The sequence below is a fragment of the Achromobacter sp. NPDC058515 genome (assembly GCF_042721735.1).
Lineage (GTDB): Bacteria > Pseudomonadota > Gammaproteobacteria > Burkholderiales > Burkholderiaceae_B > Achromobacter.
Map to the genome: position 1 here is coordinate 64,947 of NZ_JBHXNI010000021.1, position 13,133 is coordinate 78,079.

At 66.0% G+C, this 13,133-nt stretch carries 13 protein-coding genes and 1 pseudogene; 5 read left to right on the forward strand and 9 right to left on the reverse strand.

Annotation, left to right across the window (positions count from 1 at the left end; genetic code table 11):
- Nucleotides 1-46: 46 nt before the first annotated feature.
- Nucleotides 47-784, forward strand: a pseudogene (locus ACFWP0_RS27215) (YoaK family protein); the annotation flags it as partial.
- A 160-nt stretch (nucleotides 785-944) separates the two neighbouring features.
- On the opposite strand, the gene ACFWP0_RS27220 reads toward ACFWP0_RS27215, so the two are convergent.
- From ACFWP0_RS27220 to ACFWP0_RS27230, 3 genes are all read right to left on the reverse strand, one after another.
- On the reverse strand, nucleotides 945-1,493 hold the full coding sequence (locus ACFWP0_RS27220) for a fasciclin domain-containing protein (protein WP_377847539.1): 549 nt from the start codon (nucleotides 1,491-1,493) through the stop codon (nucleotides 945-947).
- Nucleotides 1,494-1,579: 86 nt separating this feature from the next.
- Nucleotides 1,580-2,260, reverse strand: a complete 681-nt coding sequence (locus tag ACFWP0_RS27225) for an anti-sigma factor domain-containing protein (RefSeq protein ID WP_377847541.1) — start codon at nucleotides 2,258-2,260, stop codon at nucleotides 1,580-1,582.
- Nucleotides 2,257-2,826 (reverse strand): RNA polymerase sigma factor, encoded by a 570-nt coding sequence (locus tag ACFWP0_RS27230; protein ID WP_377847543.1) that lies wholly within the window; start codon nucleotides 2,824-2,826, stop codon nucleotides 2,257-2,259. The genes ACFWP0_RS27225 and ACFWP0_RS27230 overlap by 4 nt, the downstream gene beginning before the upstream one ends.
- A gap of 111 nt (nucleotides 2,827-2,937) precedes the next feature.
- Between ACFWP0_RS27230 and ACFWP0_RS27235 the strand changes: the two genes are divergently transcribed.
- The gene (locus tag ACFWP0_RS27235) at nucleotides 2,938-3,597 is read left to right on the forward strand and encodes a thiopurine S-methyltransferase (RefSeq protein WP_377847545.1); all 660 of its coding nucleotides are present in this window, start codon (nucleotides 2,938-2,940) and stop codon (nucleotides 3,595-3,597) included.
- A gap of 50 nt (nucleotides 3,598-3,647) precedes the next feature.
- On the opposite strand, the gene ACFWP0_RS27240 is transcribed toward ACFWP0_RS27235, so the two are convergent.
- The 6 genes from ACFWP0_RS27240 to ACFWP0_RS27265 form a co-directional block, all read right to left on the reverse strand.
- Nucleotides 3,648-4,415 carry an SDR family oxidoreductase gene (locus ACFWP0_RS27240; RefSeq protein ID WP_377847547.1) on the reverse strand — a complete coding sequence of 256 codons (768 nt, stop codon included), beginning with the start codon at nucleotides 4,413-4,415 and terminating at the stop codon, nucleotides 3,648-3,650.
- A complete protein-coding gene (locus tag ACFWP0_RS27245; protein WP_377847549.1) occupies nucleotides 4,412-5,407 on the reverse strand; it encodes an NAD(P)H-quinone oxidoreductase in 996 nt (331 codons plus the stop codon). The genes ACFWP0_RS27240 and ACFWP0_RS27245 overlap by 4 nt, the downstream gene beginning before the upstream one ends.
- A gap of 19 nt (nucleotides 5,408-5,426) precedes the next feature.
- On the reverse strand, nucleotides 5,427-6,131 hold the full coding sequence (locus tag ACFWP0_RS27250) for an ABC transporter ATP-binding protein (RefSeq protein WP_377847551.1): 705 nt from the start codon (nucleotides 6,129-6,131) through the stop codon (nucleotides 5,427-5,429).
- Entirely contained in the window at nucleotides 6,124-7,905 is a 1,782-nt protein-coding gene (locus tag ACFWP0_RS27255) for an ATP-binding cassette domain-containing protein (protein WP_377847553.1), read from the reverse strand. Before ACFWP0_RS27255 ends, ACFWP0_RS27250 begins: the two co-directional genes overlap by 8 nt.
- A gap of 22 nt (nucleotides 7,906-7,927) precedes the next feature.
- Nucleotides 7,928-8,794, reverse strand: coding sequence for a branched-chain amino acid ABC transporter permease (locus ACFWP0_RS27260; protein ID WP_377847555.1), 867 nt, complete (start codon nucleotides 8,792-8,794; stop codon nucleotides 7,928-7,930).
- Between the two features lie 118 nt (nucleotides 8,795-8,912).
- Entirely contained in the window at nucleotides 8,913-10,112 is a 1,200-nt protein-coding gene (locus ACFWP0_RS27265) for an ABC transporter substrate-binding protein (protein ID WP_377847557.1), read from the reverse strand.
- A gap of 330 nt (nucleotides 10,113-10,442) precedes the next feature.
- Between ACFWP0_RS27265 and ACFWP0_RS27270 the strand changes: the two genes are divergently transcribed.
- The 3 genes from ACFWP0_RS27270 to ACFWP0_RS27280 are packed head-to-tail and all read left to right on the forward strand — an operon-like array spanning nucleotide 10,443 to nucleotide 13,109.
- The gene (locus ACFWP0_RS27270; RefSeq protein WP_377847559.1) at nucleotides 10,443-11,225 is read left to right on the forward strand and encodes an SDR family oxidoreductase; all 783 of its coding nucleotides are present in this window, start codon (nucleotides 10,443-10,445) and stop codon (nucleotides 11,223-11,225) included.
- Nucleotides 11,225-12,181 (forward strand): 3-hydroxyacyl-CoA dehydrogenase, encoded by a 957-nt coding sequence (locus tag ACFWP0_RS27275; protein ID WP_377847561.1) that lies wholly within the window; start codon nucleotides 11,225-11,227, stop codon nucleotides 12,179-12,181. The genes ACFWP0_RS27270 and ACFWP0_RS27275 overlap by 1 nt, the downstream gene beginning before the upstream one ends.
- On the forward strand, nucleotides 12,174-13,109 hold the full coding sequence (locus ACFWP0_RS27280; RefSeq protein WP_377847563.1) for a 3-keto-5-aminohexanoate cleavage protein: 936 nt from the start codon (nucleotides 12,174-12,176) through the stop codon (nucleotides 13,107-13,109). The genes ACFWP0_RS27275 and ACFWP0_RS27280 overlap by 8 nt, the downstream gene beginning before the upstream one ends.
- The last annotated feature ends 24 nt before the right edge of the window (nucleotides 13,110-13,133 follow it).

Consider the following 13,133-nt stretch of genomic DNA (forward strand, 5'->3'; position numbering starts at 1 on the left):
TGTGATCCTCATTGCGTGAGTGCGTTCTTGCTTTGAAGGGACAAGCGTGGCCATTCCGTATCTGCGCCGGCTGACGGCCGTCAGCCGCAGTCCGCAAGCCAACAGGCATCTTGCCTATTTCCTGACCTTCACCGCGGGCGCGGTCAACGCCGGCGGCTTCCTGGCCGTCCAGCAATACACCTCGCACATGTCGGGCATCGTGTCGATGATGGCCGACCACATGGCGCTGGGCGGCGTGGTGGTGGTGCTGCAGGGCCTGGCCGCGCTGGTGTCGTTCCTGGCCGGCGCCGCAAGTTCAGCCTTCCTGATCAACTTCGGACGCCGGTCCCGCCTGGCCAGCGAATACGCCTTGCCGCTCCTGTTCGAGGCGTTGCTGCTGCTCGCCTTCGGCCTGCTGGGCGCCAACCTGGAGACGCTGCGCTGGTTCTACGTCCCCGGCACCGTGATGCTGCTGTGCTACATCATGGGCCTGCAGAACGCGATGATTACCAAGGTCTCGCGGTCCGAGATCCGCACGACGCATGTGACGGGCATGGTGACCGACATCGGCATCGAATTCGGCAAGCTGTTTTACTGGAACGTGGCCAAGGGCGATGCCCAGGCCATGCCGCCCGTGCGCGCAGACCGCGGCAAGCTGATCGTGCTGAGCGCGATGGTCTCCTTGTTCTTCGTGGGCGGCGTGACGGGCGCGTACTCGTTCTTCCACTTCGGCTTCGGCTCGACCTGGCCGCTGGCGCTGCTGCTGATGCTGCTGGCCATGGTGCCGATCGCGGACGATATCCGCAGCTTCATTCACCGCGCCTGACGATCCGGGGGCAAGGGCCCGTTCCTGCGTGCCAGCCAGCTGCGTTTGTGCGAGCGCGCACCCCGGCTGCACGCGCAGCGCGGCTTCGCAGGCCCGGCGTGCGCCGGGCGGCGCCGCTGCGCAGCCGCGCCTGCCGGCATTACTTGGGCATCAGCACCGTATCGATGACGTGAATCGCGCCGTTGGATTGATAGACGTCATAGGTGCTGATGGTGGACACGCCGCCTTTCTCGTCCTTCAGGGTCAGGTTGTGCTTGCCGTTCATCATTACCCAGAGCTTGCCTCCGCTGGCCGTGGCTAGTTCGGCGGAACCGCCTCCCTTCTTGATCTTGGCCGCCAGTGCATCGAAGTCCAGCTTCCCGGGCACCACGTGGTAGGTCAGGATCTTGGTCAGCGTGTCCTTGTTTTCAGGCTTGACCAGCGTGTCGACCGTGCCGGCCGGCAGTTTGCCGAAGGCCGCGTTGGTGGGGGCGAAGACCGTGAACGGACCCTTGCCCTGCAGCGTATCGACGAGGCCGGCGGCCTTGACCGCGGCGACCAGCGTGGTGTGGTCGGCGGAATTCACCGCGTTGGCGACAATGTTCCGGCTGGGCATCATCGCCTGGCCGCCGACCATGACGTCGGCCGCGAATGCGGGCGACAGGGTCAGCGCGGAGCAGGCAATGGCAATCGAGGCTATCAGTTTCATGACGATCTCCTTTTGTGTGGCCGTCATCAGGAGATACGAGTCAGGCGGGCCGCCGGATGCAGCGCCGGAATTGGTACAAACCCTGATCAGATGACCTTGCCGCTCAACACGATCGGGCCGGTAGGCACGCCCTTGGGCGCTCCGCCTTGCGGTTCCAGCGTGACGGCGACCGCGTCGCCCGGCAGCGGCGGCAGGCGCGGCGCAAGCACGGTGGTCTGGCCGGGGGCGACCAGCCCCAGCGAGCGCGGCGCCTGGCCCGGCGAGATCGCCCACAGTTCCAGTGCGCGGCCCTGCGCCAGCAGGGCCAGGTCCTGCATGGGCTGGACCGCCAGGCGCCGGTCCGGCAGCTGGTTCACCACCAGCGCGCCGGGCGCCTTGTCGCCGGACAGCACGGCGACGGTGCGCAGCGCTTCCGGCGGCGTGGCCGGACTGAGCATCAGGAAGGCCAGCACCGCCACGGCGGCGGCCAGGCCCGCGGACAGCGCGCGCCACCAGGGCAGGCCGCGCAAGCGGGGGGCGGGGGCAGGGGATGGGGACGCCGGCGAGACGCGCGCGGCGATCGCCGTCCATACATGCGCCGGCGGCGCTTCGGGCGGCAAGGCCAGCGCCAGCGGCAACAGCCTGTCTTCCCATTCGGCAACCGCGCGCCGCAACGCGGCGTCATCGCGCATCAGCCGGATGAACCGCCGCCGCGCGCCGCCGCGCAGCCCGCCCAGCACGTACTCGGCGGCCAGGCGATCTTGCAGGTCGGGATTGCGGTAGTTCATTCCAGGCACCTCTTCAGCCGCTGCAGGCCGCGGCGGATCCAGCTTTTTATCGTTCCTAGCGGCGTGTTCAGGCGCGCCGCGATGTCGGGATGGGCCAAATCGTCGAAAAACGCCATGGCGATGGCGACGCGCTGCGGGCCGTCCAGCTGCCCCATGCAATCGGCCAGGCGGCGGCCGTCCTGGCTGGCCTGCAGCCGGGCAAGCGGCCCGGGGCCCTCGTCGGCCATGGCCTGCGTCAGCCTGTCGTCCGGGTCGGCGGTCTCGATATCGGGCCGCCGCAGGCGGTCTATGCAGCGGTTCCGGACGATGCTGGTCATCCAGGTCATGGGTTGGCTCTGCTCGGCCCGATACTGGCCCGCCTGGCGCCAGATCGCCACGAAACACTCCTGCAGCACGTCTTCCGCGGCGGCCTGGTCTCTCAACATACGTCTGGCAAGCGCAAACAGATGCGGCGACGCAAGGCGATAGACCTCGGCCAGCGCCGATTCGCGCTTTTCAGCGCACTGGCCAAGCAAGGCCTGGAGGTGCTGGGCGTCGGGCATCGGTTCCTGGGGCGGGGAGGGCATGCTTGGCCAAAGCATACCGGCCCGGCCGCCGGGCGTCACCCTGGGGCGGGCACTACAATGCCCGGACACTGTGAGGCAGCAACAGGGATTCATAGGAGGAGCAGACAAGACATGGACGCGGAATTCTGGTTGGAACGGTGGCGCGACGGGCGCACGCATTTTCATCAAACGCGGGTAACGCCGCTCTTGCAGAAATATTGGCCGGCGCTGGCCGTGCCGGAAGGCGGCAAGGTGCTGGTGCCGCTTTGCGGCAAGTCGCTGGACATGGTCTGGCTGGCGGCGCAGGGCCATCCGGTCCTGGGAGCCGAGCTGTCGAAGCTCGCGGTGGAGCAGTTCTTCGCCGAGAACGAGCTCACGCCCGTCACGCACGAGTCCCCCTACGGCAAGCACTATGTGGCGGGCAATATCGAGATCATCTGCGGCGACATCTTCAAGCTGGATGCCCAGGTGCTGTCGCATTGCGTCGGCGTGTACGACCGCGCCGCGCTGGTGGCCCTGCCTGACGTCATGCGCGCCGATTACGTGCGCCACGTCTACGGACAGTTGTCGCCCGCCTATCGGGGCTTGCTGATCACCCTGGACTATCCCCAGGAAGAGATGGCGGGGCCGCCGTTCTCGGTAGTGGACGCGGAAGTGCAGGCGATCTTCTCCGGCGTATCGCCCGCGGCGATCATCGACCGCCGGGACATCCTGGACAAGGAGCCCAAGTTCCAGGCCGCGGGCGTGAGCCGGCTGGATACGGTGGTCTACCGCCTGGGCGCGCAAGGCTGAATCAGGTCCCGCGATAAGCAAAAAGCCCGTTCAGCAGAACGGGCTTTTTGCTAAGTCATCAGCCATCCGCCGGCCACGTCCAGGACCTGCCCGGTCACGAAGCGCGCCTGGTCGGAGGCAAGGAAGAGGCAGGCATCCGCAACCTCCTCCGGCGTGCCCAGCCGCCGCAGTGCGGTCACCTGGGCCACGGCGTCGTTGATTTCCTGGGGCACGCTTTTGAGCAGCGGCGTGCTGATCCGCCCCGGCGCCAGGCCGTTGACGGTGACCTGGTGCTCGCCCAGCTCGGCGGCCCAGTGGCGCGTCAGCCCGATCAGCCCGGCCTTGGTCGCCGCATAGTGCGCCGCCACGATGTCGCAGTACGCCTTGCCCGCCACGGACGACATGTTGATCACGCGCCCCTGGCGCGCCCGCAGCATGTGCGGCGTGGCCAGATGCGTCATGTAGAACACGCTGTTCAGGTTCACCGAGACGACGTTGTCCCATTCGGCGGGCGGCATCTCCCAGACCTTCAGCGCGCGGCCGTTGGTCTTGGGAGAGATGCCGACGTTGTTCACCAGAATGGTCGCGGCGCCCAGTTCGCGCGTGATGCGCGCGTAGGCCGCCTGGCACTGGTCGAAATGCGAGACGTCCGCGTGCACGAAGCAGGCGTCGTGGCCGCGTTTCCTGAGCTCCTGCTCGTAGGACTGGCCGGCTTGCGAATTGAAGTCGATGAGGCCGACGCGGCCGCCTTCCGCCAGGAAACCCTCGACAATCGCCGACCCGATGCCGCCGACCGCGCCCGTGACGATGGCGACCTGGCCTTGGAAGCGCGGGGTCATTGCCGCACCTTCAGCATGATCTTGCCGATATGCCTGCTGCTTTCCATCAGCGCATGCGCGCGCGCCGCCTCGGCCAGCGGGAAGACTTCGTGTATCAGCGGCAGGCATTGTCCCTGTTCCATCAGGGGCGCCACCTTGGCGGAAAGCGATTGGGCGATGGCGCCCTTGTCCTCGTCCGAGCGGGGGCGCAGCGTGGAGCCAGTGAACTGCAGGCGCTTGATCATGATGGGCAGCGCGTCGATCTCGGCCTTGCTGCCTTCCAGGAACGCGATCTGCACCAGCCGGCCGTTGAGCGCCAGGAGGCGCAGGTTCTTGTTGATGTAGGCGCCGCCCACCATGTCCAGGATCACGTCGACTCCGGCGCCGCCGGTGCTTTCGCGCACCGAGGCTTCGAAGTCCTTGTCGCGGTACGGCACGGCGTGGTGCGCGCCGGCCTTCAGGCAGGCGTCCGCCTTTTCCTGGCTGCCGACGGTGGTCCAGACCTCGGCGCCGAAGGCGCGGGCCAGCTGGATGGCGGTCAGGCCGATGCCGCTGGATCCACCGTGGACCAGGAACTTCTCGCCGGCGGACAGGCGCGCGCGGTCGAACACGTTGGTCCAGACGGTGAAGTAGTTCTCGGGGATGGCGGCGGCGGACAGCAGGTCCATGCCGCGCGGCACCGGCAGGCAGTGGCGTTCATCGGCCAGGCAGTACTGGGCATAGCCGCCGCCGGGCGTCAGCGCGCAGACCTGGTCGCCCACTTTCCAGGCATGGGCCTCGGGGCCGACGGCCACGATGGTGCCCGACACTTCCAGGCCCAGGTGGGGCGAGGCGCCGGGGGGAGGCGGATAGGAGCCCGAGCGTTGCAGGACGTCGGGACGGTTGACGCCGGCATAGGCGACTTCGATCAGCACCTGCCGGCCCACGGGCGACTCCATGGCGCGCTCCGAGATGCGCATGCAGTCGGGTGCGCCGCCCTTGCCGTGATCGATGAATGTGCAGCGTAAAGACATGAGACTGTGGTCCTTGGATTCAGTGGCCCAGGTAGGCCTTCTTGACATGCGGGTCGCCGAGCAGTTCCGCGCCCGTGCCGGTGCGCACGATGGCGCCGTTTTCCAGCACGTAGCCGCGGTCCGCCAGCCGCAGCGTGCGGAACACGTTCTGCTCCACCAGCAGCACCGTCACGCCATGCGAGGTGACGTCGCGGATGATGTCGAACATCTGCTGCACCAGCAGCGGGGACAGGCCCAGCGACGGCTCGTCGAACACCAGCAGCTTGGGGTCGGCCATCATGCCGCGCGCGATGGCCACCATCTGCTGTTCGCCGCCCGACAGCGAACCGGCGTACTGGCTCAGCCGCTCCTTTACGCGAGGGAAGATGCGCAGCACCTCGTCGAGCTTGCGCTGCACGATGGGCCGCGCCGCGCGCTTGTACGAGCCCATCAGCAGGTTGTCGCGCACGGTGAAATGCGGGAACAGCTGGCGGCCTTCGGGGATCATGGTGATCCCGGCGTCCACGATGTCGTAGGGATGCCGGTTGGTCAGGTCCTGGCCTTCGAATTCCACTTTGCCCTGCGTGGCGTTGATTACGCCGCACAGGGCCTTGAGCGTGGTGGTCTTGCCCGCGCCGTTGGCGCCGATCAGGGTCACGATCTCGCCCGCGCTGACCTCGAAGTTCAGGCCGTTGAGCACCTGGCTCTTGCCGTAGCCCGAAGACAGATTCGAAACCTTAAGCATCCTGGTACTCCTTGCCCAAATAGGCTTCGATGACGGCGGGGTTCTCCACCACGTCCTTCGGCGCGCCGCTGACCAGCACGCCGCCTTCGTTCAGCACGATGATGCGGTCCGAGAGCGCCATCGTCGCCTGCATCATGTGCTCGATCAGCAGCACCGACACGCCCGAATCGCGGATGCGCCGGATCATCTGGATGGATTTTTCGATGTCCGTCGGATTCAGCCCGGCCATTACCTCGTCCAGCAGCAGGATCCGCGGCTTTATGGCAAGCGCGCGGGCAATCTCCAGCCGCTTCATCCCGCCCACGGTGAGGTTGCGGGCCTCGGTGTTCAGGTGCTTGGCCAGGTCGGTCTGCTCGGCGACCTTCAGCGCGATCTGTTCGGCCTCGTCGCGGTTGGATGTGCGGATGAAGGCGCCCAGCATGATGTTCTCAAGCACCGTCAGCCCCGTGAACGGCTTGGCGATCTGGAACGTGCGGCCCAGTCCCTTGTGCGCGAACGCGTCGGGCGTCTTGCAGGTCACCCAGTTGCCGTCGGCGTCCAGCATGGAGATGTCGCCCTGGTCCGGCGACAGGAAGCCGGACAGCAGGTTGAACACCGTGGTCTTGCCCGCGCCGTTGGGCCCGATCATGCCCAGGATCTCGTTCTGGTTCAGCGTCAGCGACACGTCGTTGGTGGCGCGCAGCCCGCCGAAGCTCTTGAACAGCTTGTCCGCCTTCAGCACGGGCTGCTCGCTGCGGGTGGCGCTGCGCAGGCGCATTTCGTCGGCCAACTGCAGTTTCGGGCGGGGCGCGCCCAGGTAGGGCAGGCGGGCGAGCATGCGTTCCACGAAGGGGCCGAACGCGCCGGCCAGGCCGCGCGGAATCGTCAGCACCACCGCCACCAGGATCAGGCCATAGATCAGCCCGTGCATGCCGTTGCCCACGCTGCTGAGCCAGCCGCGCGCCAGTTCGGCGATGGGCAGCACCAGGAACGTGCCGGCGATGGGGCCGGAAACGGTGCCCAGGCCGCCGATCAGCGCGAACATGGCCACCTGGATGGACAGCTCCAGCGAGAACGCCGAGCTCGGGTCCACGAAGGTCAGGTAGGTGATGTGGAATGTGCCGATGATGCTGGTCAGCATGGCCGACACCACCGCGGCGATGATCTTCACGCGCACGGTGTGGATGCCGACGGCCAGCGCCGCGTCCTCGCGTTCGCGGATGGCGATCAGGTAGTGCCCGATGCGCGACTTGCGGATGTACCAGGACACCCAGGTCACGAACAGGAACAGGCCAAAGGCGATGATGACGTAGTTGACCTTCTCGCGGAATACGATCCATGCCCAGCCGATGTTCAGCGGCAGGCTGATGCCGCTAGAGCCGCCGGTCCAGCTTTCCTCGTGGATGACGAGCAGGCGCACCACTTCCAGGATGGCGATGGTGGCCAGCGCGAAGAAGGGGCCGCGCAGGCGCAGCGTGGGGTAGCTGATCAGGATCGCCACCGCGGCCGAAATGGCCGCGCCGGCGAACATGCCGATCCACGGCGAGATGCCGAAGTTCTGCGTGAGCAGCGTGGCCGTATAGCCGCCGATGCCGTAGAACACCGCATGGCCCAGGGACAGCTGGCCGGCATAGCCGCCCACGATGTTCCAGGCGACCGACAAGGCGGAGAAGACGAACAGCAATACGAAAAGATTGGTCCAGAATGGCGTGCCCATGACGACGGGCACGAGGAACATCGCGATCAGCAGAATGGCGCTGACGTAGGTCTTGGGGTGTCGAAAGTCGGGAAACACGTCTCGCTCCTTGTTGTTCTGGTCACTCTGTACCGACGCCGAACAGGCCGTTCGGTCGCAGGACAAGGATCAAGAGGAAGATCCCGAAATACACGACCTCTTTCAGGTCGGGGGCGATGTAGAACCCGGCCAGCGTGTCGACGATGCCGATGATCATGGAGCCGGCGACCGCGCCGTACAGGCTGCCCAGTCCGCCCAGCACGACGATGACGAAGGCGGTCAGCACGAAGTACGTGCCCACGGTGGGAAACACTGGATACTGCGGCGCAAGCAGGCCGGCGGCGATGCCGACGAAGGCCGTGCCCAGGCCGAAGGCGATGGCGTACACGTTGTTGACGTTCACGCCCATCAGGGTGGCCGCGTAGCGGTGCTGGGCCACGGCCCGCAGCGCGCGGCCCAGGTAGGTGCGATGCATGAACAGGTGCAGCAGCACGGCCAGGCTCAGGCCGATCACGAAGGTGATGAGCTGGCCCGTCACCATCGAATAAGGGCCGACCTCGATGGCGTTGGTGCCCAGTTCCACGGGCGCGCGGTAGACGTTGGCGCCGAAGATCACCAGCGCAAGGTTCAGGAGGATGGTGGACACGCCCACCGTGGCGAAGATCTGGATGTGCTGGTCGGCATTGAGCAGCGGCTGGATGATGCCCTTCTGCGTCAGCGCGCCCAGCGCGAACAGGATGACGGCAACCGGGATCAGGCCCGCATAGGGATGAACGCCGAACTGCGCCGCGATCAGATAGACCATGTACATGCCTATCATCAGGAATTCGCCATGCGCGAAGTTCACGACGCGCACGACGCCGAAGATGAGCGTCAGCCCCAGGCTGATGATGGTGTATGCGCCGCCCAGCAACAGGCCGTTGATGACCAGTTGAATGAATAATTCCATGGTGCAACCTCTAAGTGCGGGAGAGCGCCCCGTCCTTGCCGTGCAGCGGGCAAGGACGGGGCGCGCCGGTCCCGGGTGAGGTCAGGCGCCCCCTTGCGCCCGACCGCTGGCGTCGCGCTTATTTCTTGAAGACGGGTTTGCCAAGGGCGAGGTTGCCGGGCGCAATGGTGACGAGCTTGCCGTCCTGCCACTGCATGACGTAGAAGGTGGAGGCGTTGTTCTGCCCGTCTTCGCCGAATTCGAAGGCCCAGCCGTTGGCCGTCTGGCCGGCGGGCTTCTTGTATGCCAGGACTGCCTCGCGGATCTTGTCGCGGTCGGTGGACTTGGCGTTGCCGATGGCTTCAAAGAAGGCCTTGGCGCCGACGTAGTTGGTCAGGCTGTGGCCGGACTGCGGATCGCTCTTGTAGGTGCTCTTGTAGGCTTCCAGGAACTTGTCCAGGCCGGGCGCGCCGGCCGGATTGATGGACGATTGGGGAAAGTCCAGGTCGAATACGCCGTTCATGTCGGCGCCCACGGCCTTGGCGGTATCGGCCAGCGAATAGCCGCCGCCCGCGCCGATCACGACCTTGGGCTTGAAGCCCGCGGCGCGCGCCTGGCTGAAGAACAGGATGGCGTCGTTCTGGTAGGCGGTTTGCAGCACCACGTCGACCTTGGCGCCCTTCAGGCGCAGGATCAGGGACGACAGGTCCACGGTCTTGGCCGAGTACGGCAGGACTTCGGCCACGGTGTAGCCCAGTTCCTGTGCGCGCTTCTTTTCGGTTGCCGCCACGTCCGTGCCATAGGGGCCGTCTTCGTGGATGATGCCGATCTTGATGTCCTTGGGGTTCAGCCCCATGCCCGGCGCGATGGTGTCGTGCAACGCGTTGACCACCGACACGCCATACAGCGCGGTGTTGGGGTTGCTGCGGAACAGGTACTTGTAGCCGCGCGTGGTGATCTTGTGCGCGGTGGCGCCCAGTTCGAAGTACGGCACGCCGGCCAGTTCGGTGACGGGGGACGCCGCATACGAGATGCCGGACGCGTAGCTGCCGAACACGCCGACCACGTTGGACGAGATCAGGCGCTTGGTTTCCGACACGGCCTGCGTCGGGTCCACGGCGTCGGCCTTGACGATTTCGATCTTCTCGCCGTTGACACCCCCCGCGGCGTTGATTTCATTGACGGCCAGCTCCAGGCCGCGATAGCTCTCTTGTCCAAGGAGCGCAAGGGCGCCGCTGAACGGGAAGAGGGCGCCTACCTTCATGTCGGCCGCCGCGGCGCCGCTTGCCAGCACGCTGCAAACGCCCAGCGCCAAAGCAATTTTGTTGAACTTGAACACTTGTCTACGCTCCTTTGTCGGTATGGGGATGCGGACTAGTCTGATTTTTGTCCGTCTTTGTATATATGATATATGAGCCGGCCGGGCGTAAAACCCTCGCCTTGGATTCTAGTGTCGGCTGCCTCAAGCCGAATCAGGGAATTCCCTGAAACCGCATGAATAAAGCCTTAGCGGCCGATATTGAGGGGAAACCCACGCATGATTCCGTCAGGCGGACGGCGCCTTCAGGCAGGCCCCGCCGCCATATGAAAGGACACAGAATAGCTGTTTTTATCATATATCGTATATTATAAAAACGCGCTTTTAAGAATGTTCCTAGGAGACGGAAGCATGTTCGAGGAAGTTGATTTCGCCGGCAAAAAGGTGCTGATCACCGCCGGCGCGGATGGCCTGGGCCTGGAAATGGCCAAGGTGTTCCGCCACGCGGGCGCCACGGTTTTCGTGTGCGACGTGAATGAAGAACGTCTGGCGGCGCTGCCGGCCGAATTGCCCGGGGTGCACGCGGCGCGCGCGGACGTGTCGGACGAGGACAGCGTGGGCGCGCTCTTTGCCGCCGTCAAGGAAAAGCTGGGCGGCCTGGACATCCTGGTCAACAACGCCGGCGTGGCGGGCCCCACGGGCTACGTCGAGAACCTGTCCAAGGCCGACTGGGACCGCACGCTGGCCGTGAACATCACCGGCCAGTTCCTGTGTGCGCGGCAGGCGATTCCGCTGCTCAAGGAATCCCGGGCGGGCGTGATGATCAACCTGTCCTCGGCCGCCGGCCACCTGGGATTCGCCGGACGCTCGGTCTATTCGGCGTCCAAGTGGGCGGTGATCGGTTTTACCAAGTCGCTCGCCATCGAACTTGGCGGCCATGGCATCCGCGTCAACGCCATCCTGCCGGGCGCGGTCGAAGGCCCCCGGATCCGCGCCGTCATCGCGGCCAAGGCCGGCACCCTGGGCCGTCCGGTCGAAGAGATCGCCTCCCAATACGAAAACCAGGCGGTGCTGGGCCGCATGGTGACCGCGCGCGACATCGCCAACATGGTGCTGTTCAACGCCAGCGAGGCGGCCCGCAGCGTGACGGGGCAGGCCATCGTGGTGGACGGCTTCACGCAGAAGCTCTACTGATGGACGCCGGCTCCCCGGCGCGGCGCGCCGCCATCATCGGAACCGGCCTGATCGGCCAGGGCTGGGCCATTGTCTTCGCCCGCATGGGCTGGGAAGTGCGGCTGTACGACGTCAACGCCGCCATGCTGGCCGAGGCCCGCTCCCTGATCCTGCAGCAACTGCGCGAACTGGAAACCCAGGGCTTGCTGGACGACGCCGACGCCGTGGTCGAGCGCGTCCAGACGGCCGCCAGCCTGCAGGACGCTTTGACGGGCGCCAGCTACGTCCAGGAGAACTCCCCCGAAAAGGTGGAGATCAAGCGCGCGCTGTTCTCCGAACTGGACGCGGCGGCCGAGCCGCACGCGGTCATCGGCAGCTCCACCTCCAGCATCCCCGCCAGCGAATTCACCGAGCATCTGGCGGGCCGCCACCGCTGCCTGGTGGCGCATCCGGTCAACCCGCCCTACCTGATCCCGGTCGTGGAGCTGTGTCCCGCGCCCTGGACCAGCCAGGAAGCGCTGGCCGGCGCGCGCGCGGTGATGGCCGCCATCGGCCAGAAACCGGTGCTGGTCAGGAAGGAGATCGAAGGCTTCATCCTGAACCGCCTGCAAGGCGCCTTGCTGCATGAAGCCTTCCGGCTGGCCAGCGAGGGCATCGCCAGCGCCGAGGACATCGACACGACCGTCAAGGATGGCCTTGGCCTGCGCTGGTCCTTCATGGGGCCGTTTGAAACCATAGACCTGAACGCGCCCGGAGGCATCGCGGATTACTGCGCGCGCTACGGCGGGCTCTACCAATCCATCGGCGCCACGCAGGGCGAATGCGTCGCCTGGGAAGGGGCGCTGGCGGACGCCCTGTCCGACGAGCGGCGCAGCCTGCTGCCCCAGGAAGATCTTGCCGCGCGCCGTTTCTGGCGCGACGAAAAACTGATGCGCCTGATGCGCCACAAGCAAAGCAACGGAGACAATAATGGCTAAGCCCAAACCGAAAGTCGTCATTACCTGCGCCGTGACGGGCGCGATCCACACCCCCAGCATGTCGCCGCACCTGCCGGTCACCGCGGACGAGATCGCGCAAGCCGCCATCGGCGCCGCCAAGGCCGGGGCGGCGGTGCTGCACCTGCACGCGCGCGATCCGCGGACGGGCAAGCCGTCGCAGGATCCGGCCTTGTTCAAGCCCTTCCTGGAGCGCATCAAGCGCGAGACCGACGCCATCATCAACATCACCACCGGCGGCAGCCCGCACATGACGGTGGAAGAGCGCATGCGTCCGGCCACCACCTTCCAGCCGGAACTGGCTTCGCTGAACATGGGCTCGATGAACTTCGGCCTGTTCCCGATGCTGGACCGCTTCAAGGACTTCAAGCACGACTGGGAGCGCGAGCACCTGGAGAACAGCCGCTCGCTGATCTTTCGCAATACCTACCAGGACATCGAGTCGATCCTGACCCTGGGCAACGCCAATGGCACGCGCTTCGAGTTCGAGTGCTACGACATCAGCCATCTCTACAACCTGGCGCACTTCGTGGACCGCGGCCTGGTGAAGTCGCCGCCCTTCATCCAGTCGGTGTTCGGCATCCTGGGCGGCATCGGCCCGCATCCCGAAGACCTGATGCACATGAAGCGCACGGCCGACCGCCTGTTCGGCAACGACTACGAATGGTCGATCCTGGGCGCGGGCCGCAGCCAGATGCAGCTGGCGACCATCGGCGCGGCCATGGGGTCCAACGTGCGGGTCGGGCTGGAGGATTCCTTGTGGATCGGTCCGGGCCAGCTGGCCGAATCCAATCGCGTGCAGGTCGAGCGCATCCGCGGCATTCTTGAGGCCCTGAACCTGGACATCGCGACCCCGGACGAGGCGCGCGCCAAGCTGGGCCTGAAAGGCAAGGACAACGTGGCGTTTTGAGACGCGCGGTCAGCGGCGCGCGGT

Coding starts and splice junctions, on each gene's coding strand:
- ACFWP0_RS27220 (WP_377847539.1), bottom strand. CDS start 1,493: ATGAAACTGATAGCCTCGATTGCCATTGCCTGCTCCGCGCTGACCCTG.
- ACFWP0_RS27225 (WP_377847541.1), bottom strand. CDS start 2,260: ATGAACTACCGCAATCCCGACCTGCAAGATCGCCTGGCCGCCGAGTAC.
- ACFWP0_RS27230 (WP_377847543.1), bottom strand. CDS start 2,826: ATGCCCTCCCCGCCCCAGGAACCGATGCCCGACGCCCAGCACCTCCAG.
- ACFWP0_RS27235 (WP_377847545.1), top strand. CDS start 2,938: ATGGACGCGGAATTCTGGTTGGAACGGTGGCGCGACGGGCGCACGCAT.
- ACFWP0_RS27240 (WP_377847547.1), bottom strand. CDS start 4,415: ATGACCCCGCGCTTCCAAGGCCAGGTCGCCATCGTCACGGGCGCGGTC.
- ACFWP0_RS27245 (WP_377847549.1), bottom strand. CDS start 5,407: ATGTCTTTACGCTGCACATTCATCGATCACGGCAAGGGCGGCGCACCC.
- ACFWP0_RS27250 (WP_377847551.1), bottom strand. CDS start 6,131: ATGCTTAAGGTTTCGAATCTGTCTTCGGGCTACGGCAAGAGCCAGGTG.
- ACFWP0_RS27260 (WP_377847555.1), bottom strand. CDS start 8,794: ATGGAATTATTCATTCAACTGGTCATCAACGGCCTGTTGCTGGGCGGC.
- ACFWP0_RS27270 (WP_377847559.1), top strand. CDS start 10,443: ATGTTCGAGGAAGTTGATTTCGCCGGCAAAAAGGTGCTGATCACCGCC.
- ACFWP0_RS27275 (WP_377847561.1), top strand. CDS start 11,225: ATGGACGCCGGCTCCCCGGCGCGGCGCGCCGCCATCATCGGAACCGGC.
- ACFWP0_RS27280 (WP_377847563.1), top strand. CDS start 12,174: ATGGCTAAGCCCAAACCGAAAGTCGTCATTACCTGCGCCGTGACGGGC.